General features: G+C 34.8%; 25 protein-coding genes. 5 read left to right on the top strand and 20 right to left on the bottom strand.

Annotated elements, in window-relative coordinates; all coding sequences use genetic code 11:
• The first annotated feature begins 76 nt into the window (after window positions 1-76).
• A complete protein-coding gene (locus tag ACPUVN_RS12365) occupies window positions 77-640 on the top strand; it encodes a GspH/FimT family pseudopilin (RefSeq protein ID WP_426360011.1) in 564 nt (187 codons plus the stop codon).
• A gap of 79 nt (window positions 641-719) precedes the next feature.
• Window positions 720-1,310 (top strand): GspH/FimT family pseudopilin, encoded by a 591-nt coding sequence (locus ACPUVN_RS12370; RefSeq protein ID WP_426369195.1) that lies wholly within the window; start codon window positions 720-722, stop codon window positions 1,308-1,310.
• 61 nt (window positions 1,311-1,371) lie between these two features.
• Here ACPUVN_RS12370 and ACPUVN_RS12375 read toward each other — a convergent pair whose 3' ends face one another.
• From ACPUVN_RS12375 to murJ, 12 genes are all read right to left on the bottom strand, one after another.
• Window positions 1,372-1,695: a hypothetical protein gene (locus ACPUVN_RS12375; protein ID WP_426360008.1), complete on the bottom strand. Its 324-nt coding sequence runs from the start codon at window positions 1,693-1,695 to the stop codon at window positions 1,372-1,374.
• A gap of 1 nt (window position 1,696) precedes the next feature.
• Window positions 1,697-2,107 (bottom strand): type IV pilin protein, encoded by a 411-nt coding sequence (locus ACPUVN_RS12380; protein WP_426360007.1) that lies wholly within the window; start codon window positions 2,105-2,107, stop codon window positions 1,697-1,699.
• A gap of 2 nt (window positions 2,108-2,109) precedes the next feature.
• Entirely contained in the window at window positions 2,110-5,721 is a 3,612-nt protein-coding gene (locus ACPUVN_RS12385; protein WP_426369196.1) for a pilus assembly protein, read from the bottom strand.
• Between the two features lies 1 nt (window position 5,722).
• Complete coding sequence (locus ACPUVN_RS12390) at window positions 5,723-6,211, bottom strand: pilus assembly PilX family protein (protein WP_426360005.1); 489 nt, start codon at window positions 6,209-6,211, stop codon at window positions 5,723-5,725.
• Window positions 6,212-6,225: 14 nt separating this feature from the next.
• Window positions 6,226-7,203, bottom strand: coding sequence for a PilW family protein (locus tag ACPUVN_RS12395; protein ID WP_426369197.1), 978 nt, complete (start codon window positions 7,201-7,203; stop codon window positions 6,226-6,228).
• Between the two features lie 8 nt (window positions 7,204-7,211).
• Window positions 7,212-7,790, bottom strand: a complete 579-nt coding sequence (gene pilV / locus ACPUVN_RS12400) for a type IV pilus modification protein PilV (protein ID WP_426360003.1) — start codon at window positions 7,788-7,790, stop codon at window positions 7,212-7,214.
• A gap of 358 nt (window positions 7,791-8,148) precedes the next feature.
• Window positions 8,149-9,078 carry a 4-hydroxy-3-methylbut-2-enyl diphosphate reductase gene (ispH, locus tag ACPUVN_RS12405; RefSeq protein WP_426369198.1) on the bottom strand — a complete coding sequence of 310 codons (930 nt, stop codon included), beginning with the start codon at window positions 9,076-9,078 and terminating at the stop codon, window positions 8,149-8,151.
• Between the two features lie 21 nt (window positions 9,079-9,099).
• Window positions 9,100-9,531, bottom strand: coding sequence for an FKBP-type peptidyl-prolyl cis-trans isomerase (gene fkpB / locus ACPUVN_RS12410; protein WP_426360001.1), 432 nt, complete (start codon window positions 9,529-9,531; stop codon window positions 9,100-9,102).
• Window positions 9,532-9,542: 11 nt separating this feature from the next.
• Complete coding sequence (lspA, locus tag ACPUVN_RS12415; protein ID WP_426369199.1) at window positions 9,543-10,049, bottom strand: signal peptidase II; 507 nt, start codon at window positions 10,047-10,049, stop codon at window positions 9,543-9,545.
• Between the two features lie 127 nt (window positions 10,050-10,176).
• Complete coding sequence (gene ileS, locus ACPUVN_RS12420; RefSeq protein WP_426360000.1) at window positions 10,177-13,011, bottom strand: isoleucine--tRNA ligase; 2,835 nt, start codon at window positions 13,009-13,011, stop codon at window positions 10,177-10,179.
• Between the two features lie 87 nt (window positions 13,012-13,098).
• Complete coding sequence (gene ribF, locus ACPUVN_RS12425) at window positions 13,099-14,031, bottom strand: bifunctional riboflavin kinase/FAD synthetase (protein WP_426369200.1); 933 nt, start codon at window positions 14,029-14,031, stop codon at window positions 13,099-13,101.
• Between the two features lie 186 nt (window positions 14,032-14,217).
• Entirely contained in the window at window positions 14,218-15,786 is a 1,569-nt protein-coding gene (gene murJ / locus ACPUVN_RS12430; protein ID WP_426359998.1) for a murein biosynthesis integral membrane protein MurJ, read from the bottom strand.
• 265 nt (window positions 15,787-16,051) lie between these two features.
• On the opposite strand from murJ, the gene rpsT reads away from it, so the two are divergent.
• A complete protein-coding gene (gene rpsT / locus ACPUVN_RS12435; protein ID WP_304370307.1) occupies window positions 16,052-16,312 on the top strand; it encodes a 30S ribosomal protein S20 in 261 nt (86 codons plus the stop codon).
• A gap of 364 nt (window positions 16,313-16,676) precedes the next feature.
• Here the strand turns inward: rpsT and ACPUVN_RS12440 are convergent, their stop codons facing one another.
• From ACPUVN_RS12440 to ACPUVN_RS12460, 5 genes are all read right to left on the bottom strand, one after another.
• Window positions 16,677-17,648, bottom strand: a complete 972-nt coding sequence (locus ACPUVN_RS12440; RefSeq protein ID WP_426369202.1) for an IS30 family transposase — start codon at window positions 17,646-17,648, stop codon at window positions 16,677-16,679.
• Window positions 17,649-17,795: 147 nt separating this feature from the next.
• Window positions 17,796-18,245: a DUF3010 family protein gene (locus ACPUVN_RS12445; protein WP_426359997.1), complete on the bottom strand. Its 450-nt coding sequence runs from the start codon at window positions 18,243-18,245 to the stop codon at window positions 17,796-17,798.
• Between the two features lie 126 nt (window positions 18,246-18,371).
• Window positions 18,372-19,169, bottom strand: coding sequence for a DUF2884 family protein (locus ACPUVN_RS12450; protein ID WP_426369203.1), 798 nt, complete (start codon window positions 19,167-19,169; stop codon window positions 18,372-18,374).
• 310 nt (window positions 19,170-19,479) lie between these two features.
• Entirely contained in the window at window positions 19,480-19,686 is a 207-nt protein-coding gene (gene cspE / locus ACPUVN_RS12455; protein ID WP_304370310.1) for a transcription antiterminator/RNA stability regulator CspE, read from the bottom strand.
• 227 nt (window positions 19,687-19,913) lie between these two features.
• Complete coding sequence (locus ACPUVN_RS12460) at window positions 19,914-20,438, bottom strand: RNA methyltransferase (protein WP_426359995.1); 525 nt, start codon at window positions 20,436-20,438, stop codon at window positions 19,914-19,916.
• Window positions 20,439-20,664: 226 nt separating this feature from the next.
• Here ACPUVN_RS12460 and ACPUVN_RS12465 point away from each other — a divergent pair, with 226 nt between their 5' ends.
• Both ACPUVN_RS12465 and ACPUVN_RS12470 read left to right on the top strand, forming a co-directional pair.
• Complete coding sequence (locus tag ACPUVN_RS12465; RefSeq protein WP_426359994.1) at window positions 20,665-21,405, top strand: hypothetical protein; 741 nt, start codon at window positions 20,665-20,667, stop codon at window positions 21,403-21,405.
• A 74-nt stretch (window positions 21,406-21,479) separates the two neighbouring features.
• The gene (locus ACPUVN_RS12470; protein WP_426359993.1) at window positions 21,480-22,085 is read left to right on the top strand and encodes a hypothetical protein; all 606 of its coding nucleotides are present in this window, start codon (window positions 21,480-21,482) and stop codon (window positions 22,083-22,085) included.
• Here the strand turns inward: ACPUVN_RS12470 and ACPUVN_RS12475 are convergent.
• The 3 genes from ACPUVN_RS12475 to ACPUVN_RS12485 form a co-directional block, all read right to left on the bottom strand.
• Window positions 22,082-22,618, bottom strand: coding sequence for a thioredoxin family protein (locus ACPUVN_RS12475; RefSeq protein ID WP_426359992.1), 537 nt, complete (start codon window positions 22,616-22,618; stop codon window positions 22,082-22,084). The two genes, ACPUVN_RS12470 and ACPUVN_RS12475, sit on opposite strands and share 4 nt — an antisense overlap.
• Window positions 22,619-22,650: 32 nt before the next feature.
• Window positions 22,651-23,787 carry a bifunctional chorismate mutase/prephenate dehydrogenase gene (tyrA, locus tag ACPUVN_RS12480; RefSeq protein WP_426359991.1) on the bottom strand — a complete coding sequence of 379 codons (1,137 nt, stop codon included), beginning with the start codon at window positions 23,785-23,787 and terminating at the stop codon, window positions 22,651-22,653.
• Window positions 23,788-24,127: 340 nt separating this feature from the next.
• Entirely contained in the window at window positions 24,128-25,222 is a 1,095-nt protein-coding gene (locus ACPUVN_RS12485; RefSeq protein ID WP_426359990.1) for a 3-deoxy-7-phosphoheptulonate synthase, read from the bottom strand.
• Between the last annotated feature and the right edge of the window lie 242 nt (window positions 25,223-25,464).

Consider the following 25,464-nt stretch of genomic DNA (forward strand, 5'->3'; position numbering starts at 1 on the left):
ATTATACTATCAATGTCGCAGCTAAATCGTTTATTAAATAACCAAAACAATAATCAAGCGACTAAGGATAGTTGATATGAATAAACATAACGGCTTTACATTAATAGAATTACTCACTTCAGTTAGCATCTTAATGTTTTTAATCACCATAGGGATGCCTGCATTGGCAGATTTCACGGTTAAACTTCGTGTTGACCGTGAAATATCCGCTTTACATAAAATGATAGTATTTACTAAAAATACAGCAGTTAACTCTAATACCAATATTACTATTTGCCCTTTAAACAAAACTAATGTTTGCACGGCAGATTGGCACTTAGCTATCAGTGTATTCAGTGATCATAATAAAAATAAGAAATATGAACCTCTACAAGATGAAACTATACTTAAAGTTAAAGAAGCTATCGATGTTAATGACAAACTACAATATGGCTTAAACAGAACAGCTTTAGTTTTTGGCCCTACTGGACACTTAGTTATTTGGGGTGGTAATGCAACCTTTAAATATTGTCCGAAAGATCATGAAGATAAAAACAGAGGTATAATAGTTTCAAGAGCAGGAAGAGCTTATCAAACAACAAACTTAAAAAATGATGGTTTAGACAGAAATAGAAGTGGAGTCTTAATAATCTGTAAATAGACTATACTCATATCTAGATAGGTTACTCTTATAATGTTATAAATAACTTATTGCTGTAACAAAGGATGATATTGATTATATGTCTATAAAAAACCTCAAGAAAAAACAACAAGCTTTTACTATGGTAGAGCTTTTAGTTGGTATATCAGTTGTAGCTATTTTGGCTGCTGTCGCTTTACCCAGCTTAAATAGCTTTACTGTCAGTATGAGAGTTGATAATGAAATATCTGAGTTACATCGGTTGCTTCTTATTGCACGAAATACTTCTGTAAATAGCGGACAAAACGTAGTTGTATGCCCTATCGTGAATGGTTCTTGTACTGATGATTGGACTAAAGAAATTAGTGTTTTTATCGACTTTAATCAAAACAATGATTTTGATGCAGCAGCAGGGGCAATACCGTCTGACGAAATTATTCGTGTAAAATCAGCTATAAGTAGTAGTAATGATCAGTTTCAATATTCAAATGGAGCATTTCTTACTTATAATTCTTTAGGTAACTTACCGATAAATAACAATGAATCTACTTTTAGTTACTGTCCTTACGGCTATACAGATGCATCAAGAGGTATTATTGTTGCTGTTTCTGGAAGAGCTTATATTAGTGATGATAGTGATGGCGATGGGGTTGATGAAGATAGAAATAACGTAAACATAACGTGTATTTAAAAATTAGCCACTCCTTTAAAGAGCAGCTTAAAAGTCGATTAGAATGGTTCTAAATTTTAAATTATCTTTCTGATTTAAACGTTTCTTCTAATTCATTTGCAGATGGATCTGTAAATTTATTATCGGTTTCTACGCACTCATTAATTTTATATATTTTATTCGCTGAGTCTTTATTTCTCAGCATCAAATCCGACTCAAAAGAATTGTTTTGTGCTTTAGGTAAGTAGTGATGATAATAAATACTTCTATTGCCCCCTACATATATAACATCACATTTAAGTGAAACCCTTTCCATTTCTTCAGAATTTTGATTCTTGGTTGACGAGTTACTATACGCAACATTAGAAAACGTTAGTACCACGATTAATAAAAAGAACTTATCCATATTAATTTTCCCAACAATTAGCTGATTCAGCTGTTTTTTGACCCGTATGGTCGATAGATAATGTAGTACAGTCGGGATCTCTACTCGCTTGATTTCCTGTAGCTGTGGCAGTTAAAGTAAAAGTCCCGTCATTTTGCGCTGAAGTATCAATACTATAATTACCTGTTTCTGTTATATAAGGGTCAGCAGCTAGTCCAAGTAAAGTCATGTCTGCTGTATATTTTCGATGGTCAACATAATATTGCTCCATTTTGTTTGCGACTCGAGCTAGTTCTCTTTTAGCTTCAGTACGATTCGATTGTGTTACATACGTTGTATAAGACGGATAAGCAACAGCGCCCAAGATACCTACAATAGCAATAGTAATTAACAACTCAATAAGTGTCATGCCTACTTGTTTTTTAGCTTGCATGATTATTGCTCCGTAACATATTGATAAGTACTAAATGTACTAAGTGAAACATCCGTACTGATAGGAACACCACCTGTCAAAATTAGTATATTAGAGCTATCAGTACCCGGAGGATCATTTTCATCTGGAGTTGTTGTTACAGTGCCACTTGGCGGAATAACAATAGTTGGGGTGTCAGGCATTGTTGACGTAACTACAGTTCTACGTGTGTCATAGGCATTAGTACCGTCAAATAAGTCAATCGTATATATAAAACCTTGACCTGTAGATAAAGAACAAGAAGATGGATCTGCTGCTGTACCTGGAACAAATGCAGGAAATAATACCTTACCTTTAACCAAGATAGCGCCACCAGTACTTCTTTCACCTAATCCATAATTGTAATACCAGCCAGACTTTTTACTAACAATTTCGTCTAGGTTTTGTTTATCAGTACCTGTTAATGAATCATACGGATTATCAGTAAAGTCGTGTAAATAAGCGTCGCTAAATAATATCGGTGAAGGCGGCTCAAGAGACGGCGCAACTGCACCAGCAACAAATGATTGTGTAACTACATTTTCATCTTGTAGCATAAAGAACTTATCATCAGTATCGGTTGATGTAGGAGTACTTCTATCACCACTGCCAATTAAAACAACATCGTAAGGTGTTTCTTGGCTTACGACGGTTGTATCGCCATCTATAGTAACTTTAACAGTATCAGTAAAAAATGTCTTTTCTACAGTGGCCTCACTAAAGAAGCGTCTATCGTCAGCATTAGTAATACCACCTAATTTAGCGAATTTAAATGCTGTCCAAGGTGTGTCACTATCAAAAGGATCTGAACCTGGCATATCTATTCTAAAAACATTACCACCAGTATCCCCCGTATACAATCTGTCAATAAGCCCATCGCTATCACTGTCAAATACCGCTATTTTAGAAGGGATACTGTCAGTAAAGCCTGTAAGACCTGTAAATTGAGTATTTTCCTTGCTTGTAGGCCCAGGTGTTATACTCCACAGCAAATCGCCGCTCGCAGCATCTACCATATATATGCCTCGACCAACTTCGTCCTCAGTTCCCGGTCCTGAAGCATCTTTAGCAATAGAATACCCTGCACCAAAAATAAGAACAGGTTTAGGTGAGCCGCCTACAATATTTAATTTTGAATACCCTACCACAGGTTGAGACCATGTTTGCCCTAACTCAGCAAAACCTGGTGTATCAGCTGTGATTTCCCACATATACTCTGGTGTGCCAGGATCTGTTACATTTAAGGCATAATATGAGTTACCACCGCGTCGTAAACCAAAAAATATCCACGCTTTTTCATCTGTTCCACTGATTGTACCATCACCATTACTATCTATAGTAAAAGCGGTAATAGGACCATCAACACCATAAACTTTATTAGCAGCAGGTAAATTATCTCGCAATGATTTTATATCAGAGAAAAACCTTTTCGGCATAAATGCCCAAGACTCCTCAACAGTTTCTCCTTTGTCTCTAAACATATGTAATACACCGGAGTTTGTACCAACTACAATTCTAATATCTGGGTTGTCTTCGTCACTACCACCATAGTTTATTGCTACTGGCTTTGAATGTAGTGGGTCTCCGAATAAGTCTGGTCGGTAATCACCTGTATCATTATCATTATCGGCATCGTCAACATCAAAACCTAAAGCCCAATTAATATATTTATCCGCTTCAAGTATGTTTAAAACGCCAAACGCTAATAACGTATTAAGAGTACCACCGTAGTAATCCACCATACTTGTATAATTCAATGGATTTAGTGAATTTCCTTCGCCAATATCACTGTAAATATCACGAGCATCTTCTTTATTATTAAACATCCCCACAACACCACCGGCTTCGACATTATTTCCGTCAGATGCCGAAGTACTCTTCCAATATGTTTTTGCAGAGGCTAACATATTACCATCGCTGTCAATCGCAACTTCATCATCTCGACCAACTTGTTCATCATTGACTAACTTAAGTTTTTTTAGATTCCCCTTCCATTTAGCGCCACTCTCGGGAATAAACATTCCATAATAAGCCGAATCCTGTGATTCTGTTCTATCAAAACTATTCGTTGCAACTGATGGTGCGGTAAAACTAGTGGTAACTTCTAAAATAGCACTTAAGGCTTTTTGAAGCGATGAACCTAACTTAGTAGGATCATTTGCATCATAGTATTGACCTCCACCATTAGTTGCTGCAGCAATTAATACATCTTCAGCAGCCTCTGCACCCTCACTAAACCCAACGGTATATAAAGTTGCAATTTGAGTTCCATCTATTTGTGCATTTATATCATTACTATGCATGTATTTTGCTAATGCAGGTAAATAATTACCATCTACGGCTTGGGCAGTAGAGCCGACGCTAGTATGAAGAGATTTGATTAAATTATCTGCTTTGCTATCATTTTGTGGAATACCATCTGTAATTAAAATAACAAAGATCTCATTACTACAAGTTTTATATGGTGCTATATAAGTACCCTTACTCTCAATACTTGTATCTCTATCAGGCTTTTTACTATTATGATATTGAGTCTTACTATTAAGATATGAGCTAAAATCAGTATCCCCAAAATACACCGATGATCCAGAGAAATATCGGTATGCTTCATAATATGACTCACATAAAGGCGTAGAGCCAGCAGCATGTAAGTCATTATCAATGATATATTGTAAATCAGCTTTTGCATTAGCCGTTATATCTTGAATACCAAAAGCAATACGACCCCCATGACCAACATTTGAGTTTTTATCTTCTTTTGAATTGATATTATAAACTTGGAGGCCAAACTGTACTGACGGAATAGATTCTACTAAATCACTCAATGTCCGCTGAGCAATAGATATTCTCGATGCTATTGTTTCGCCAATATTCTTATTATTGCTATATTTTGTACCTTGATCCCAACGGAGATAATTATCAGTATAAACAGTAACAACATCACCACCCCAAGAGGACTCGACCTTCTCAATATCAGAATCATAATATTCAGGTAGAACAGCATTACCCGCACCATCAATAGGGTAACCTTTAACTGTAGTTGTTAGGCCAAGTAAACCTATACTAACTTCATTTTCATCATGCTCTACAGCTAAACCATTTTTTATATTTGTTAAATCAAGATTTATATCGTCTTCACAATCAATAATTGTAATTTCACTTCCATCTGACTCTGGAACTTCTTGCCAGCTTCCAGTATTCCCTTCAAATGTATATTCTCTTATTCGACCTGTGTAAAAGCCCACCTTGTTTAATCTAGAAACTGCTGCAGAACAGTTATTAATACTGTTTAAAAATCGACGGTTTTCTTCAGGTGAATCCACAACAGGAGTAGAAGCTCCAGTACCTACCGCATAATATAAATAATCTTTATTTGAACCAGAAAAACCACCTAATGTTTTATACGTTTTAGTTGAATCATAGGGGGTCTTTATCGATTGGGTATCAGCCATACTGCCAGATGTATCAACAATTAATAATACTTGAGGTTTTGTATCTTCTCGTTGACTAGTATTACCAATATATAACTCTATATCTTCACTAAAAGAAAAAAGTGGAAGAAGAATACATGTAAAAAATAACAATGACTTTTTCATATTAATTTCCTGCTGGTAATTCTTGAGCAATACCAGAGTTGACTTGGACTGCATGGTTATTGTCTCGACCATATGTTTGAGTTATTTGAACTCGTGTAATTGTACATTTCATACCTGATGTAGGTTGTGTATTGCGAGGACAACTAACATCGAAACCATATTGATTCGCATTAACAGCTGAAGCATTCATTGTTTCATCATTAGTAACATCGAATGTAATTTCACCGACAATAATATCTGAAAATGCATTAGCCCCATCAACCTTACGATATTCATTAAATATCACGCGTTCCATTTCACTAATAGTTTCTTGAGTTACAATAGATTTTTCTTGACTTGCCCCTGCCATTTTAATATCTGTTGCTGTATTTTGCATTAAGGCGGCAGCAACGGCAGTTAAAGCAATGAGAAAAACCAATGCTACAATTAAAACAACACCTTGTTGCTTATAGTTTTGATATTTAGGATTGATCAAGTATATAGTTTTCATATTAACTCTGTATTTTAAAAAGTTCTAAGTGTCGCATTCGGCATCGATACCGTTGTGCTAAAGAGTATTCGCCTATAATTATCGCCACTGGCATCAAAACTAACATCACCCATTTGATAAACATTATCATTGTCGTAATTTCTATCTGGCCTAATAGATCTCACAAGTACATAAAGCTTAACAGCAAGAATCTTAACATTATTTGCATTATCCCAATAATTTTCGAGCATATTGACGGGGGCTATATAGGCATTAATAACACCATCTCCACTAGTGTCAACACCAAACATATAGTGTATTCTTTCAATACCTTCTACTAACATATTAAAAGACATCGCATTACCAGCATTTTGTAATCTCCCCTGCATTAATACAGGTATAACCTCGTCTCCTACTTTGTCTTCACGAATGTAATAAACGTGATGTTGATATTCCCAGATTCGAGACTGGTTTACTGTAGGTACCGCCCCTGCATTACCTAAAAATATTGCTGCATTCTCAAACCCTGAATTTATATAATAACGATTTACTTGTATATCTGCTTGAGCAACAGGGTTAGCGACTACACGTTTGATTTGAATAACATCTGAATCTATAACTGCATCGTCAATACAACCATCTAATATATTTATATTATCAACCGTTTGCGCCCAAATGGTACGAAAGCTTCCTACTCCAGGTTGAGGAAAACTACCATTATTAAACCCTCCGCCTATACAATCACCAGCAGGGTTCGCAGGTGCAGGAGTAATAAGTAATCCACTGCTCAAATTACTACTTAAATCTCCCCACAAGTTCTGCCTTAATAAGTCATCAGTTAAAAGTGAAACAGCAAAGCGGCCATTTTCTTGAAGCTCTCCCATACTAGAGGTTTCTTGTGTTGTCGTTTTCATTCCAACAAAAACACTTAACACACCGCCAATAAGCACAAGACCTATAGCTAATGCGACAAAAATTTCAAGTAAAGTGAAACCTTGTTGTTTTTTAAGCATATAAGCCTCTAATTAATAAATGCATTAATAGCAATTTGACGACGTTTTGTATTTGAAGCACCACAATTCTTTCCAAACTCATCATTATCTGTAGCTCCATCAGAAGTGTCTTCACGTCCTTCCCAACTAATGACGACAGTAACGTTATTATTTGAATGACTGATACAACCTACAACTTCGTTTAAACCACCAACATTAGCATTAATATTTTTTGAATCAGCACCAATTAAGCTTTGCTCCCACTCATATAAGTCGTTGGTAATTAATTCACCTGCTGTGCATAAAGATGTAGATAGGTTGCATCTGTTACCTGGAGCATTTAATGGATTAATACCATAATTCCCATTATATCCATTAAGTACATTTGTCTCAACTTGCGCATCATTGCCTCGCATACGTTCAATAATATTCTGTGCAAGTGTAGAAGCCATTGAGCGTTGCATTGCATCAAAACTGCCCTTTTTAGCCGACGCTTGCATAGCAACAGCACCTAAGATACCTGTTGATAATATGAATAACGCAACAAGTACTTCTATTAAGGTAAAGCCTTTATTAGATTTTTGTTTAAATGACGATGAAAAACACAAATTATTACGCCTCAACGGTTAGAAGGTTCACATGATAAAGTTCTGAATAATCATCATGAATATTTAAGGAAGGTTTTGTTAGCGGCAACAAAGTAAGAAAGTATTGTTTTATAGAGACCAATAACTTTAAAAGAAAATCATACGTGTTAAAAATCACTAAAGTGAACCGCATTAACTCATACCTTAATATCCATATCTCAGTAGTATTTCACTAAATGTTATGTTTTTACCACTTATAATTTACGTAATAAAAACTTAGACTTATAAAAAAACATTTTAGAAACAAAATATGTTAATTCAATTAACAACATACTAACCAAATTAACAATTAGTTCTTTTTTTATACAGAAAGATAAGATTAGCGCAATTCAATTGGAACTGCAAATACTGTATTTTCTTCTCGCCCAGGGTATTCTATAACTTCTTTACCACCATAGTTTTTAAGTGCTTCTATTACCTGATTAACAAGAATTTCAGGGGCAGATGCTCCAGCAGTTACTCCAACATGGTTAATGTTATCCAACCACTCAGGTAAAATATCTTCAGCTGTATCTATTAAATAAGATGTAGTACCTATTTTTTCAGCAAGCTCTCTTAGGCGATTTGAATTAGAACTATTTTTAGCTCCAACCACTAAAAGTAACTCTACTTGATTTGCAATTGATCGCACTGCATCTTGACGATTTTGGGTTGCATAACAAATATCATCCTTACGTGGACCTTCAATATTCGTATATTTTTTCTGTAAAGCATCAATCACATCGCTGGTATCATCTATTGATAATGTGGTTTGGCTACAAAAATACAGTTCATTAGGGTTTTTCACTGTTAATGTTTCAACATCATCAACAGATTCAACTAAATAAATTCCGCCAATGTCACTTTCGTATTGCCCCATTGTACCTTCAACTTCAGGATGTCCAGCATGACCAATAAGAATACATTCAACATTTTTACGGCTTGCTCGTGATACTTCCATATGTACTTTAGTCACTAACGGACAAGTAGCATCAAACACTTTCAAACCGCGGTCTTTTGCTTTATTACGAACAGCTTTAGAAACGCCATGCGCACTAAAAATCACAGTACTGTCATCAGGAATTTCATCTAACTCATCAACAAAAACAGCGCCGCGCTCTTTTAAACCATTAACAACAAACTTGTTATGTACAACTTCATGTCGAACATAGATAGGTGCATCAAATAAATCTAGTGCGCGATCAACAATACTAATTGCTCGATCTACACCAGCACAAAAGCCTCTTGGGTTTGCTAATATAATTTCCATGATATTCTCTATTACTCTGGTCTATTGAATTTCTACTACGTCGATAACAAAAGTTACTGCTTGCCCTGCTAAGGGGTGATTAAAGTCTACAGTAACTGAACTACCTGAAACGCCAGTGATCATACCTGGTAACTCACCACCTGGTTGAGTAAAGGTAATAATGTTACCGACTTTAGCGGGTGTTTCACTATCAAACTTAGTGGCATCTACATAATGAATATTGTCTGGATTTTTATCACCAAATGCATCGATAGATTGAAGCGTAAACTCTTTAGATTCACCTTCTTTTAAACCAAGAAGATTGGCTTCAAATGCTGGAGAGATACTTTGATCTCCCATAATGATTTTTGCTGGTTTATTATTTACTTTCGTACTGTCAGCAGCTGAACCATCAGCAAGTTTCATTGTTATATGAACAATGATATTAGAGTTTTCTTTAATAATTTTAGTCATGACTTGTCTGCCTACTTTTTATTTTTTTCGTTGTCTTTATTATTGTTTTTGAATGAATCAAAAATCATGAGCGCTGCACCGATGAAGATCATTGAGTCTGCAACATTAAAAACAGGCCAGTGATTATCACCAATATAGAAATCTAAAAAGTCGATAACATATCCAAATAAAGCTCTATCAATTAAATTGCCTAAAGCACCACTTAGCAACAAGGCAAAAGCAATACTTAATAATTTTTGGTTTTTAGGTGTTTTAGCTAACCAAACAATAAAAACGATACTAGCGATAGCGGCAACACCGGTGAAGAACCACCTTTGCCAGCCGCCTTCATCAGCTAAAAAGCTGAAAGCTGCACCAAGATTATGTACATAAGTAATACTAAAAAAAGAAAATACCTTGATTGACTCATAGAGTTCCATTGAACCAACAACTTGATGTTTAGTTACTTGATCTACAATCAAACATAACAAAGTTAACCACAACCAACTTAACCCTGTATTCATTGCATTTTTTATCATTAAAAACTAAAACCTTTTTAAAGAACGAAATTAACGCCTAAATATAAAACAAGCGTACATTAATTAATAATATACGCTTATTTCTTTAATATATTTAGTCACTTAAGATGACGTTTATACTAACGAGCTATGCAAACTTACGCTCTTCACCTAAACCGTCTACGTTAGTTACACAACGTACACATAACTCAGGATGCGCTTCTATTTGACCAACATCGTCTGTAAAGTGCCAACAACGGTCACACTTACTACCTGATGCTGGAGCAACTGATAACCATAAACCAGTAACATCAGTTTCAATCATACCTTCAGGTGCAGAAGTCACTAATTCAACTGTTGCTGATGAAGTAATTAAAACAAAGCGTAGCTCTTCTTCAAGTTGTTTAAGTTTGTCTACGATATTGGCTGTTGCATAAATAGTGACTGAAGCTTCCAATGCTTTACCCACTATTTTTTCTTTACGTGCCGCTTCTAGAGCTTTATTAACTTCAGTTTTAATTAATAAAATTTCAGCCCAAAATTCATCATCAAATGATGCATTTTCAGGTAATTTAGCTAAGCCATCAAACCAAACATCAGTGAATACAAATTCATCTCTCTCTTCACCAGCAGGAGTCGGCAATGCTTCCCAAAGTTCTTGAGCAGTAAACGATAATACAGGAGCCATCCAACGCGTTAGTGCTTCGGCGATTAAATACATAGCTGTTTGACATGAACGACGCGCAGCGCTGTCTTCTTTAGCTGTGTATTGTCTATCTTTAATCACATCTAAATAGAAACCACCTAACTCAGTTGTGCAGAAGTTCATTAGCTTATGTACCACAACATGAAATTCGTAATCGTTATACGCTTTTTCTATGTCTTCTTGTAATTGTGCAGCTTGACCTACAACCCAGCGATCTAATGAAACCATATCTTCTAACGCAACTGAATGTTCTTTAGGATTAAAACCATTCAAGTTAGCTAATAAGAAGCGAGAAGTGTTACGAATACGTCTATATGCATCAGCTTGGCGTTTAAATATTTCATCTGAAACAGTAATTTCTTGTGTGTAGTTAACTGAAGCTACCCACAATCTTAAAATATCTGCACCTAACTTATTTGTTATTTGAGATGGTGTGATCACATTGCCTAAAGATTTAGACATTTTGTGACCTTTAGCATCAACAGTAAAACCATGTGTTAACACTTGTTTATAAGGTGCTTTTCCGTTCATAGCTACTGATGACATCATCGATGACATGAACCAACCACGATGTTGATCTGAACCTTCTAAGTATAAATCAGCTATACCGTCAAATTCTTCACGTGCTTCAATAACTGAAGCGTGAGTTGTTCCTGAATCGAACCATACATCAAGAGTGTCTGGTACTTTAACGAAATCATTCGCATCATCGCCAATCAATTCTTTTGCGTCTAAATCAAACCAAGCTTGAATACCTGATTTTTCAACTCTTAAAGCAACTTCTTCAATAAGTTCAATACTACGAGGATGAAGTGCACCTGTATCTTTATGAATAAATAAAGCAATAGGCACGCCCCATGTACGTTGACGAGAGATACACCAATCAGGTCTGCCTTCAACCATTTTTTCAATACGGCTTTGACCCCAATCAGGGATCCATCTTGTTTTCTCAATTTCTTTCAGTGAATCTTGACGTAACCCTTTTTTGTCCATACTGATAAACCACTGTGGAGTCGCACGGAAAATAATAGGTGTTTTATGTCTCCAACAATGAGGATACGAATGCTCCATTGCAAAGTGATGCAATAAAGCACCTTTTTCAGCTAATACTTCAAGTACTGAAGCGTTCGCTTTAAAGACATGTTGTCCAGCAAATAAAGGTGTATCTTCTAAATAAACACCGTTAGCTCCAACTGGGTTATATATTTCTAAATCGTATTGTTTACTTACGTTGAAATCGTCTACACCATGACCACCAGCTGTATGAACACAACCAGTACCTGAATCTGTTGTTACATGATCGCCACATACAATAGGCACAGTAAAATCATAAAACGGATGGTTAACATCAACTAAATCAAGATCGATACCTTTACATAAACCTAATGTGCTGAATTCTTCAATACCGTATCTTTTCATACATGATTCAACAAGATCAGTTGCAAAAATCAATCGTTGCTTACCCTGCTCTGTTTCACATTGAACAAGAGAGTATTCAACATCAGGATGAACCGAAATCGCGCGGTTAGCAGGTAAAGTCCAAGGAGTTGTTGTCCAAATAACGATACTGATATCGCCTTCACCTTGATTGTCTCCAACTGAAAATTTATCAACTATTGCATTGTCTTTAACACTAAATGTAACATCGATAGCAGGTGACTTTTTGTCTTGATATTCAACTTCAGCTTCCGCCAAAGCAGAACCACAATCAGTACACCAATGAACAGGTTTGAAGCCTTGATGTATATGACCATTTTCAGCAATTTTACCAAGCGATCTGATAATATTAGCTTCAGTATCAAAATCCATCGTTAGGTAAGGTTTATCCCAATCAGCAAAAACGCCTAAGCGTTTAAAGTCTTCTTTTTGACCATTAACTTGCTTGGTTGCATATTCGCGACATTTCTCTCTAAACTGAGCAGCAGTCACTTTATGTCCTGGTTTACCTATTTTCTTTTCAACCATTAATTCAATTGGTAAGCCATGACAATCCCAACCTGGAACATAAGGAGAGTTGAAATCAGATAAGGTTTTAGATTTAACAATAATATCTTTAAGAATTTTATTTACTGAGTGTCCTAAATGAATATCACCATTTGCATAAGGAGGTCCGTCATGCAGAATAAATGATTTTTTGCCTTTTTTAGCAGCACGAATTTTTCCGTATAAATCTTTTTCGGCCCACTCTTTTAGCATGTTAGGTTCGCGGTTTGCCATATTCCCTTTCATTGGAAACGAAGTATCTGGCAAATTTAGGGTATGCTTATAATCACTCATTTAAATTTATATCCACTCGTATTTTAGTTAACCTTCACAATTCATTACTACGGTTAACTTTAAAAATTAATATATGTTGTGACCGCTTTATACACTTAACACTTGAACAAATTGACGAGCTTGCTCGCTATCAATCACTATTTGTTCTGTTAAGGCAGAAAGAGAATCAAATTTCATTTCTTTTCTTAATTTCTTCAGCAATATCACTTCAATGGTTTGACCATAAAGATCAAAGTCAAAATCGAAAATATGTACTTCTAGCTGCTGTCGTATGCCAGCGACCGTTGGTCTAGAGCCAATATTAGCGACCCCAAAAAACAGCCCTTTACCTGTTTTAACTTTTACCGCGTACACACCATTAACAGGTGAAACACGTCTTTTTAATTTAACATTCGCCGTTGGAAAGCCTAATTGACGGCCTCTTTTATCTCCATGAAAAACTCGGCCTATTATTGAATAAGGCCTACCAAGCATCATTTCGGCTTGCTCAAGATCATCATTTTCAAGAGCTTTGCGAATTTCTGTACTGCTGATCCTTTGATCCAGTATTTTATAACTTGCGGTATCTGAAACATTAAAGCCTGAAGCCTTACCTGCTTCAAGTAACATGTTGTAATTACCTTTACGACTTTTACCAAATCTAAAGTCGTCACCAACAATCAAACTTTTAATACCTAACTTATTCACTAATAAGTCTTCGATAAAATTTTCAGCTGATTGTGTTGCAAATTTCTGATTGAAATTAACACAAATTAATCGTTCAACACCTAACGATGCCAACAAAGTATATTTATCTCTTAATCTACATAATCGAGCTGGGGCTGTTTCTGGAGAAAACAATTCTCGAGGTTGTGGCTCAAAAACCATAACAGCGGCTATAGAATTAAGTTCTTTAGCTTGTTTAATTAACGCATTAATTACTTCTTTATGGCCTAGATGAACACCATCAAAGTTGCCTATAGTTAGTACACAGCCATTATGCTCTGGTTGTATATTATGGATACCGCGTATTAACTGCATTTATTAAAAAAACCTTTTTTAACTAAACTTTCACTGAACTTCAATTATGTATTAAGAAAAACCGAGAAATTATATATTACTCAACCCTAAGAATCAGCATATGAACGCAATTTCATCACATTTATTTACGATTTAGTCATTTTAAGTCGCTACCAGAGTCTATTTATCTTTTCTGATGAATAGCCCCTAGTTTAAAACTTTAATATCTTTCATTCGAATACCGAATAAAACAATTGATACAAAATAACTAATAACACCTAAGCCAATGCAAGTAATGAGTTGAATCAGTTGTTCGATCTTAGTCATATTTAACCATTCAATAAATGGAGGCGAAATAAAATAAACAACCGTACCCATAACTCCCGCAGCGATCATAATACGCGCCATAAACCATAATGCTTGTGAAGATAAGCTAAAAACATTTTGATTTTTTAATCCTCGATAAAGTAGAAAAGCATTTAACGATGCCGACATAGTTGTTGCGATAGCTAAACCAACATAACCAAAGAATGGTGCCAACATCAAATTAAATACCATATTAGCGACCATAGCCTTAATACCGATAATCACAGGTGTTTTAGTATCTTGTCGCGCGTAATAAGCAGGAGCCAAGATTTTAATAAACATGAAGCTAATCAAACCTGATAAATACGCAAAAAGTGCATACGATACATTAAGTACCGTTTGTTCTGAGAATTCACCACGCATAAACAAAACCATAACAATAGGTTGAGCTAACACCATAAGCCCAGCTAAAGCAGGCCAACCAAATAGCGATACTATTTTAAGTCCCCACTCTACCGTAGCGCGAAACTCACCAGAACTTTGTTTAGCATGTAACTTTGATAAGCTGGGTAAAATAACTGTGGCTATACCAATACCAAATAAGCCAAGAGGGAACTCTAAAAGTCTATCGGCATAATACAACCAACTAATAGACCCTGTAATCAATACACTAGCAATAAGCGTATCTAACAATAAATTAATCTGTGTAACTGAAACCCCAAATAACGCAGGCACAATAAGCCTTCTAATTTTACTAACACCTTCAGACTTCCAAGCCCACTTAGGTTTAACTAAAGCACCTGCTTGCATTAAAAAAGGAATTTGAAACATAAACTGCACTATTCCGCCAATAAAAACACCAATCGCTAAGGCATAAGCAGGATTAGGCACGATAGGAGATAGGAATATTGCACAAGTAATAATACAAATATTAAGTAATACAGGGGTAAATGAAGAAACCGCAAATTTTCCTAACGTATTTAAAATAGCTCCTGCTAATGCTGTAAAGCTAACAAAAAATAAATAAGGAAAAGTTATTTTTAGTAAAAACGAAGCCAGTTCAAATTGTTCAGCTTTTGGACCGTCATGTAACCAATCCCAAAACCAACCAAAACCAAATAAAATAACAAAGACTGGGGATGCAATAACACCTACAAGTGTAACTAGTGTCACTAGAACACCTAATGTTCCTGAGACTTGAGCAATAAGTTGACGAGTTTCAGGACCTAGCTTATCGCCATCTTTAGCATGATACTCACTTAACACAGGTACAAAAGCTTGTGCAAAAGCCCCTTCTGCAAACAAACGTCTTAAAAAATTAGGGATCTTATTCGCAAAAAAGAAAACATCAGCGGCTACCCCTGCCCCCATAACATTAGCAATAACAACATCTCGTATTAATCCAAGCACTCGCGAAACAAGTGTCATAATACTTACAATCAATCCTGATTTAATGAGTTTCTTACTCAAAATAGACTTCCCATACTGCTAATTTTTATCATTTAAATGAATCTATTATTATGCGTTTTTTTGATAAGGAGAAACAAGCGTTAAAGTTAACTTAAACACCTATTTTATTTAGATTGTGATAAAATAAATATTCTACCTTTCCCTTTGGTTTTAAATTTCGTACTAAAATTAAAAATAAAGCGAAAGGGTTTGACAAACAGCTTAAAAACAGGCATATTTCGTCGCCTTAAATCTAGGCAATATTTATTAATTTTAGGAGTTCACCTTGGCTAACTCAAAGTCTGCTAAGAAGCGCGCAGTACAATCTGAAAAGCGCCGTCAACACAATGCAAGCCGTCGTTCAATGATGCGCACATTACTTAAGAAAGTAATCGGTGCTATCGAAGCCGGTGACAAAGAAACAGCAACTAAAGAATTTGCATCTGCAACACCGATCTTAGATCGTTATGCAAGCAAAGGTCTTATTCACAAAAATAAAGCTGCTCGTAGCAAAAGTCGTTTAAACGCTGCTATTAAAGCTCTTTAGTTTTGTATAAAGATTGAAAAACCGGCATTAGCCGGTTTTTTTTTATCTAAAATTTATATCTCTTCTAGCAATAATGACACAACTAAAACAAAGCTTTAGACCCAACCTCTTCTAACAATTCCGCTATTAATTTATCACCAATATAAATCATCCAAACAACCTAAAAGCAAAAGCGTTCTTAAATATACATTGATGCTAATTACTTTATTTTTCTGATTTTTATTTAAGATTGAAAACAACAAAAAATGATAACGAGATGAGCTGAAATAAATATTAATTTATCAATATTTGAAATATAACTAAAAATAAAATAACTTTACGATGTTTTTTTAAAAGGCAGATTCAAGTCTGAAGTGCATAACCTTTAAGCAGCTATAGCTACCATATGTTCAGCCATTAATTTGGCTGGCGTTTTATATTTTAGTTTTTTTCTTGGTCTATCGTTGAGGTTAACTATGACCTCGTTAACTTCTGTGTGTGATACTTTTTTGAAGTCTGTTGATTTTGGCCAATATTGCCGTAACAATCCATTCGTATTTTCATTTAATCCTCGCTGCCACGAACAGTAAGGATCTGCAAAGAAAACATCACAGCCTAAATGCTTAGTCATTTCTTCATGATAAGCAAACTCTTTACCATTATCAGCCGTGATTGTTAACACTGATTTCTCATAAGGTTTGAGTAATGAAATTGTGGCAGCAGTCACTGTTTTAGCTGATTTATCATCTATTCGCGCAGACACGGTAAAGCTTGTTTGACGCTCTACAATAGTGACCAAAGCGCCACTGTGTCCTTTACCAATAACGAGGTCTATTTCCCAATCACCAATTCTACTTCTGTCATCAACAACTGCTGGTCGTTCATCAATACTGATACGGTTTTTAATGAACCCTCGACCTGCTTGCTTATCCTTACTTCTGGATTGATATGCTTTTCCTTTTCTGCGCAGGCTCTGAAATAATACGCCACCTTGTCGCTTATCCGCCCAAATATACAGGTAAATCGTCTCAAGACTAATCTCAGTATCTTTCTCTGCCCGAAGCCAGCCAGATATTTGCTCAGGGCTCCACTTTTCTTCTATCTTTGAATCAATAAGTTGAGTAAAGCGCTTTGTCATTTTAATCGCTTTGCAAGCGGATAATCGACGTTCATTCGATAATGCCTGAGCCTGTTTGATGCGATAACCTCGTTTACCCTTATTACGCTGAAACTCTCGACTAATAGTAGATTGGCTAACGTTTAGTTGTTTCGCTATTTTATTTTGACTTAAACCTGTTTTATTTAACGCATAAATCTGGCATCGTTGTTCATAGGTCAGTTGTTTATATGTTTTCATTGTTGCATCTCTTGCCGGAGAAAAAGCAATCAGCATATATTCAACTGACCATTTCTTCTACCTATTCAAGTTATGCACTTATTATTTGAATCCAAGAAATAAAAAAAGGAAGCTTTCGCTTCCTTATATTTAATATGCTTATTTAATTTATTGTATGCTGTTTGGATTAAACGCTGATTGCTCAAAGTAAGAAAATACACTTTCAAATGCACCTTCTTGATATTGCTTTAATCCTGTATCTCTAAAATCAATATCAACCTGACTTTTAGCTAAAGATTTTTTAACATCTGTTCCAGAAATAATTTCAACAGATAAGTCTTGAATCAATTGAATAGCAGCTTCTAATTTAAAGCCTACAGGTCCACCTGAGAATTTACCTTTCAAAGCACGTCCACGAATAACAACTTTATCTACTTTATAATCTTCCATCAGCTTAGCAAAAGTAAATTGAAAAGTTCTTACTTGTTCTGCATCACCAGCATCACCTATTGATAACTTTTGTACTCTAAGGTGAGGAATATCATATAACCCATTCTCTCTCGACATAATACAAACAATTGCATCATTACCTTTTAACTCTACGCCACATATTCTCATGTATAAAACCTCATTTAACTAATGGGGTTATTATAAAACACTTTTATGTTAAACGTCGTCTCTAAGATAAAAAAAGAGAACATCTTTTGAGTGTTCTCTCATTTAAAATTACTTATTTATTGAAAACTAGACTTTATTTTGATTTTCACCTGATATAGTTAATACATTAAATTTTGAAAGTTCAGGGATATCATTTCTCATATTCTCTTCTATAAGGTCAATATTGATTAAAGCTTCACATAAAGCATAAGCTCGCTTTTCAATATCTTGGCTTCTTACTTCCATTTCATACTCCATTTGTTCTCCAAAACTTTCCATCTTAGTTTCAAATACATCCATATTACCGCCAGAAAAGAGAAGTTCTTGCCCAACAGCAATCATCACACTACCAATTGAGTTTTTAATGGTTTGTTCAACAGCGGCTTCGATACGCTCTTCAAAATCATCTCCAAAAAACTCATCACTAGAAAATCCATCTTCATTGAAATGAATTGTTTTGTTCATCGCAAAGCTTTCTTCTATTTCATGATTAATCGTATTAAAGTGCGTAGCAAGATCTTCGACTACAGCATTATTTTCACCAAGTAATTCATTACAAACTAAACTAACGCCTTCAGAAGCTAAAGTTAAGGCATCAGTCGCTACATTTTTAGCTTGAGGTATTAAGGCTCTTATATCCGTTGAAAATTGGGTGATTATTGATTGCTGACTTGAAGTTAGTGAGACTTCTTCACCATTGATTATCAGAGAGTGATCTTTCTCTATTTTATATAAGCTTTTATCATTCTTTAAAAATTCAATATTTGACTGAGAAATACTCACGCCTCCATTAATATCGATATTACAAGAATCACGAGTATGTGATGAATCGTGTGCAAAACTGTTGCTACTTATTAAAACTAACCCTACGAATAATTTTTTCATGTTTAACTCTCAAATTTATATTTTATTTAATAATTACATTACAAAACTGATGCCAAATATTAAATTCATTACAAACAAAGACTTAAAATAAACGATCATCACTTAAATTTATGAAAGCATAATATTAAAGATTAAAAGACTAAAAAATGGTTAATTTGACTAACTAAAATGTAAAGTTTGAAGTTTGAAGTTTGAAGTTTGAAGTTTGAAGTTTGAAGGGGCTAAAATAAAGTAACAGACACAAAAAAGGCAAGATATAATCTTGCCTTTTAAACGCTTTATTAATAACCGAATTTAATCGGTAATTAAATTAAAGTGCTTGAATGTTTTCTGCTTGAGGACCTTTTTGTCCTTGAGTAACAGTAAACTGTACTTTTTGACCTTCAGCTAAAGTTTTGAAACCGTCGCCTTGGATTGCAGAGAAATGTGCAAATACGTCTGGACCAGATTCTTGCTCGATAAAGCCAAAACCTTTAGATTCGTTAAACCATTTTACTGTACCAGTAGTTGTAGACATAATAATATCCTATTCTTTTAAGAGTAATTTTTTGCTCCAAAATGGAGCGGTGTTGCAGGAAGTTTTGCTATTACTTATTAAACAGGACGAGCTACTAATATAACATCGAAACGGCGTACATAAATATAGGTCTTACTTTCTAGCTGGGAACATTCTAGCTGAATAAAATTCTTAGTCAAGTAGTTTTACTGATATAAAAATAAAGCCTTTATAATTGATTTATCGAGTTATGTTTTATTTTCTGTTTGAATTAACCTCGTGCGATTGTTTTTATCTCGACTGGTTCTAATTAAATCATCGCCATATTCAAAGTGTTCTAATTTGACCGAACGGTCATACATCAACACATTAACAGTAGCCGCTAAATTCATACAACCTACCGTTGGTATATAAACTACGGCATCAGCTTTATTTATAATAGCTTGAGGGATGGTCCCATCTTCTGGACCAAAAATATAAATTGCATTTTCTGGGTGCTCAAAGTGAGGTAATGGGATAGAGCCTTCAACTAAATCAACACATACGATTTTTACATGTTCGGGTACAGCGTCAGTAATATCTTCAACAGCGACTAATGGGATTTTATCTTTTACATTTTTAGTATCGGTATTAAATTTTGCAGCATTTTCGTAACGCTTCCCTGTGTAATAAACATTATTCGCTTTATAACATCCAGCAGCACGCATAACAGCTCCAACATTCGTTGGGCTTTTAGGGTTAATTAAACCTATATTTAATTCAAAATTAGACATATATGTTGAGGGTTAATGACATTTATACTGCATTATAAAGAATTAATTTATCTTATAAACTAACCTGTTACTCTTATTTCAAATATATGAACGTTATATTGATTTAATTGTTTGTATACCCATTACTTTTATCGGTATTTTTTATATAGTAGATCATCTATAATTTTATCAAATGCGTACAATTATACTTTTGTACTTATCTAAAATTTACTCTTAAGGATTATTCGTGAATAAATTAGCCTCTTTCGTTTTTATTATCTTATTATTTTGTGGTGCCGCTTTGTGGTTTTTAGCAAATGGGTCTTTAGATGATTTCATCAAGCAACAAATACAAACACAAGGTAGTAAAATAACAAATCAAACAGTACTTGTTAAAAGTGTTGAAATGAAACTAACCAAAGGTTCAGGCGCGATTAATGGTTTCAGCCTTAGCAACCCTGAAAAATATAACTATCCGAACGCCTTTTCTTTCGAAACAATATTATTAGATATTAATATCTCGAGCCTTACAGAAGATACGATTGTTATAGACGAAATAAGAATTAACAACCCTCAAGCGTTTGTTGAGTTAGCTCAAAGCGGTACAGCAAACTTATCAGATATATTAGATGAAATAGAAAAGAATATACCGAAAATCGACACAACCGAAGCTGAGACTGAAACAAGTACTCAATCAGAACCTAACATCCGTGTAAGTAAGCTGATTCTATCTAGCACTCAATTATCTTTAGATTTATCAGCACTAGGTAATAAAGAACATCAATTAACTTTACCTGATATTAATTTAACAAACATTGGTGGAGAGAAAGGTTTACCAGCAAGTCAACTAGGTGCAGAAATTGCCAAACAGGCATTATCGTCTATTTGGAAAGAAGCTAAAGCAGAACAAAAGAAAAAGCTTACTGAAAAAGTCAAAGAAAAATTAAAAGAAAAAGCTTTAGAGAAACTTGGTGGATTTTTTAATTAGTTGTTAGTGTTATTAATTAATACTATAAATTTAATCAGAAATATAAAATAAGAATAAATAAAAGGGAACCGAATATGTCACGTTCAACCAGCCTCTTAACCAAGGTAGCTTTCACGCTTGCTTTAGCATTACCTGCAAGCTCGTCTATAGCAACGGAATTCGAAATTACGCCTTATATAGGAGTAATGTCGAGTTCAGACTTAACGGTTCCTGATTCTGGTACGTCCATTTCTATGGATAGTGCCGCTCACTTTGGAATAGGTGTTGCTTGGCAAGAATCACCAAACGGTCAAGGCCAAATACTTGTAAATTATTCAAGTCAGGACTTTGAATACGGGGATGAAGGTCAAACAAGCTCTTTAGACATATTGTATGCACATTTTAATGGTGTAGCTCAATTCAGACAAAGACAGTATATAACTACAGTTTCTATTGGGCTAGGTGCTGCACGTTTTAGTAGTGATGGCGGTAGTGAAATTGCACCATCTTTCACAGCAGCAATAGGCACACGATATGAAATATCTGATGTAGCATCTATTGTTACAGAGCTAAGAGGCTATGCAAGCTTGATGCAAGATGGTGATACATTATTCTGTCAAAACGATCTATGTTCTGCTGAATATGATGATACGGTTTGGATAAACACTTCTATTTCTATTGGTTTTTCTTACAAATTTTAGTCATTAATTTTTACAGAGTTAATATATAACTTTGTAATATCCGTTACTAAACTATCAATAGGTCGTTCAATAATACGACCTATTTCTTTATCCCCTAAAAACACAACAAACGTCGGCGTATAGTTAATACTATTACGGAGAGCTAACTTTTGTGGATCACCTTTATTAAGATCTAAGGCGATTAGTTTAAAGTTAACATCTACATTGTTATCTAAAATAGATAATAATTTAGGCACTTCTCTTTCGCTATCGTGACACCAAGTTCCAAAATAAATATCAATATGTAAATTACTAGGCCAATCACTAACTTGTAACTTATCTTCCTCAGAAACAACAAAAGACTCATAGCCTTTTTTAAATAAAGCTTCATGGCTCAATAAATCATTTTTAGAGATAATTCCTACCATATTCTTTTCAGCTGTTAATGTTTCTTCTACTGCCATCTCTGATGTTGACGCATTATGGCTACACGATGTTATAAAAATAAAACAAGCCAGTACAATAACCTTTGAAACCTTCTGAGAAACAAACATGAATAATCCTTTATTTATAAATATGAACAATGTTACTTTTTAAGCTCGTTAGCTTTAAGTAGCATAGATTTACTTTCTTTTAAAAACTCACCCGCATAATCACCAAACCAATCCGATACTTGATTAAACATATTGATGAAGGATTCTTTATCTCCCATTTCAACATCTTCAAGCAGTTCTAAAAAGCGATAAGCAAATCGTTTCATCATATCTATATTATCAGTATTAGAAAATATAATATCACTATATAAAACAGGATTCTGAGCAAACAGTCGCCCTACCATAATTAACTCTAGACGATAGATAGGTGAACTCATTTCAACTAATTGAGCTAAATCAGCCCCTTCAGTCATTAAATGATAGCCATAAACAATAGTAGAGAAATGACGCATCACTTGCACCATAGCCATTGCTTGATCATGAGCTGCTGCATCTACTGGATAAATTTTAGCGCCCCAAACCTCTATTTGTTGTAATAACCACTGATAATTCTCAGGATCACGCCCTTCACATGCGATAACAGTTTGTTTAACCAAACTTGTTACATCAGGTCCAAACATAGGATGTAGGCCAACAACAGGCCCTTTATGAACTTTAAGCATTTCATAAAGCGGTGATTCTTTTATACTCGTTACATCAGCAAGAATACATTTTTCAGGTAAGTTAGTTAATTCTTGAATAATGGTTTTTGTTAAACAAATAGGTACTGCAACAATAACAGCCGTAGCATTAGTAAAAATAGTTTCACTATTACACCAGTCTTCTTGCTCCATAACTTCTACTTGGTAGTTTGAGCGAGTAAATAAGTCTACGAATATTTTACCTAACTGCCCTTTACCACCAATCACAACAATCTTTTCGCAATCAGGGTTTACACACAAATAACCACTAGCATCTTGGCTTAAGTAGGAGTCGCTCATTAAACGGCGTAATACATCCTCAATAACATCAGGATTCAGACCAGCTTCTTGCGCTTGTTGTCTGCGCTTAGTTAATAATTCTTCTTCACGCTCTGGGGCATAAATAGGCATACCCACTTCATTTTTTAGCGCACCAACTTTAGTCGTAACCGTACGTCGATTTTTTAATAAATTAACTAATTGAGAATCGATGTCGTCAATTTCGTTTCTTAAATCAGCGAGCTTCTCATCAAATACGTGTTTTTCCATTTGTGTCTCAACAATGTACGGTTATATGTTAAATATAGTGCCAATTAACTATGTATGTTGGCTTTTAGTGTTTAATTTTAAAAATAGTGGGAGAGTTATAAGATAATGATGCTCTAAAATGAAGTTATCCTACAAATTAGATTAATTACGCTGAGTGATCTCCCTATCAATACGTTTCTAAACATTCACATCAATGCCTGCTTTATTCGTAACGTATTTATGACTAGATATTATACCAATTTGAATAATAAATTAATCAAATTGGTATTCATATACTTCGATAGAAATGATTTACCAAAAGACATTAATATTGAATAAAGTGTAATGTCGGCAGAATAACCTATGCAGTACGTGATTTTAAAACTGTTTTCAGCTTCTCATCAGCTTTTGCTATAAGTTCTTGTGTACTGGCTAAATCAATACAACCATCTGTGATTGAAACACCGTAAGCACGTTCAGCAATAGGAATACTATCACTTTGCTTACCTGCATTTAAATGGCTTTCAAGCATAATGCCTATAATTGATTTATTACCATCAACTATTTGATCAAATACATCATGAGCTACAATCGGTTGACGAGCATAATCTTTGCTTGAATTACCATGTGAGCAATCAACAACAATACCAGGTTCTAAGCCTTGTTTTGCTAAAGCCTCTTCACAAATAGCTACATCGCCTGCATTGTAGTTAGGCTTTTTACCACCACGTAAAATTACATGACCATCTGGATTACCTGATGTTTTGATTAAAGATACTTGGCCTTGTTTATTAATACCCATAAAACGATGCGAAGACGCTGCAGATTCCATCGCATTGATAGCAACATCTAAGCTACCTTTAGTACCATTTTTAAAACCAATTGGCATAGATAAACCTGATGCCATTTCTCTGTGTGTTTGCGATTCAGTTGTTCTAGCACCAATTGCAGACCAACTAAATAACTCAGCTAAATATTGTGGGCTAATAGGATCTAAAGCTTCTGAAGCTAACGGTAAACCAAGTTCAGTTAAAAAGATTAATAACTCTCTCGCTTTTCTTAAGCCTGTTTCAACATCAAATGAACCATCCATATGAGGGTCATTAATTAGCCCTTTCCAACCGACAGTTGTTCTTGGTTTTTCAAAGTAAACGCGCATTACAATGTATAAGCTGTCTTTGTATTGCTCATGAAGTTTTTTAAGCTCTCTAGCGTATTCTTTAGCTGCGTCAATATCATGTATAGAACATGGACCACTGATAATAAGTAAGCGACTGTCTCTTTTATGAATGATGTCAGCAATAACATTACGCGCTTGCTGTACAAATACTCTGCCTGACTCTGGTAAAGGTAATTCGTTTCTTAAATCTTCAGGTGTGATCAATACTTCTTCAGAATTTACATGAACATTGTCTAAACGACTTTTTTTAGTTTCGGTGCTGTTTTCTAGTGTCATAACGTTAGCCTCTTCATAGGTAATGAAATAAGAATAAATCCAATAGTCTTACTTAAATGTAATAGTAAAAGGCCAGAATAGTTATAAAATCAATCAAAACTCTTACACAAACAAACTGTAAACTTATATTTACTCGATCTGTATCAATTATGTTACACGCTTTAATTGCATAGGTACATAGGATAGATACAAAAAAAGCGCCTTTAGGCGCTTTTTAATTAACATTAATTGTAAACTTTACT

This window comes from Pseudocolwellia antarctica (assembly GCF_049933045.1).
Lineage (GTDB): Bacteria > Pseudomonadota > Gammaproteobacteria > Enterobacterales > Alteromonadaceae > Pseudocolwellia.

What these genes read in the sequence shown, in the direction of transcription:
- ACPUVN_RS12365 (WP_426360011.1), top strand. Translation starts at nt 77, where the DNA reads ATGAATAAACATAACGGCTTTACATTAATAGAATTACTCACTTCAGTT.
- ACPUVN_RS12370 (WP_426369195.1), top strand. Translation starts at nt 720, where the DNA reads ATGTCTATAAAAAACCTCAAGAAAAAACAACAAGCTTTTACTATGGTA.
- ACPUVN_RS12375 (WP_426360008.1), bottom strand. Translation starts at nt 1,695, where the DNA reads ATGGATAAGTTCTTTTTATTAATCGTGGTACTAACGTTTTCTAATGTT.
- ACPUVN_RS12380 (WP_426360007.1), bottom strand. Translation starts at nt 2,107, where the DNA reads ATGCAAGCTAAAAAACAAGTAGGCATGACACTTATTGAGTTGTTAATT.
- ACPUVN_RS12385 (WP_426369196.1), bottom strand. Translation starts at nt 5,721, where the DNA reads ATGAAAAAGTCATTGTTATTTTTTACATGTATTCTTCTTCCACTTTTT.
- ACPUVN_RS12390 (WP_426360005.1), bottom strand. Translation starts at nt 6,211, where the DNA reads ATGAAAACTATATACTTGATCAATCCTAAATATCAAAACTATAAGCAA.
- ACPUVN_RS12395 (WP_426369197.1), bottom strand. Translation starts at nt 7,203, where the DNA reads ATGCTTAAAAAACAACAAGGTTTCACTTTACTTGAAATTTTTGTCGCA.
- ispH (WP_426369198.1), bottom strand. Translation starts at nt 9,078, where the DNA reads ATGGAAATTATATTAGCAAACCCAAGAGGCTTTTGTGCTGGTGTAGAT.
- fkpB (WP_426360001.1), bottom strand. Translation starts at nt 9,531, where the DNA reads ATGACTAAAATTATTAAAGAAAACTCTAATATCATTGTTCATATAACA.
- lspA (WP_426369199.1), bottom strand. Translation starts at nt 10,049, where the DNA reads ATGATAAAAAATGCAATGAATACAGGGTTAAGTTGGTTGTGGTTAACT.
- ileS (WP_426360000.1), bottom strand. Translation starts at nt 13,011, where the DNA reads ATGAGTGATTATAAGCATACCCTAAATTTGCCAGATACTTCGTTTCCA.
- ribF (WP_426369200.1), bottom strand. Translation starts at nt 14,031, where the DNA reads ATGCAGTTAATACGCGGTATCCATAATATACAACCAGAGCATAATGGC.
- ACPUVN_RS12440 (WP_426369202.1), bottom strand. Translation starts at nt 17,648, where the DNA reads ATGAAAACATATAAACAACTGACCTATGAACAACGATGCCAGATTTAT.
- ACPUVN_RS12445 (WP_426359997.1), bottom strand. Translation starts at nt 18,245, where the DNA reads ATGAGAATATGTGGCGTAGAGTTAAAAGGTAATGATGCAATTGTTTGT.
- ACPUVN_RS12450 (WP_426369203.1), bottom strand. Translation starts at nt 19,169, where the DNA reads ATGAAAAAATTATTCGTAGGGTTAGTTTTAATAAGTAGCAACAGTTTT.
- cspE (WP_304370310.1), bottom strand. Translation starts at nt 19,686, where the DNA reads ATGTCTACAACTACTGGTACAGTAAAATGGTTTAACGAATCTAAAGGT.
- ACPUVN_RS12460 (WP_426359995.1), bottom strand. Translation starts at nt 20,438, where the DNA reads ATGTCTAATTTTGAATTAAATATAGGTTTAATTAACCCTAAAAGCCCA.
- ACPUVN_RS12470 (WP_426359993.1), top strand. Translation starts at nt 21,480, where the DNA reads ATGTCACGTTCAACCAGCCTCTTAACCAAGGTAGCTTTCACGCTTGCT.
- ACPUVN_RS12475 (WP_426359992.1), bottom strand. Translation starts at nt 22,618, where the DNA reads ATGTTTGTTTCTCAGAAGGTTTCAAAGGTTATTGTACTGGCTTGTTTT.
- tyrA (WP_426359991.1), bottom strand. Translation starts at nt 23,787, where the DNA reads ATGGAAAAACACGTATTTGATGAGAAGCTCGCTGATTTAAGAAACGAA.
- ACPUVN_RS12485 (WP_426359990.1), bottom strand. Translation starts at nt 25,222, where the DNA reads ATGACACTAGAAAACAGCACCGAAACTAAAAAAAGTCGTTTAGACAAT.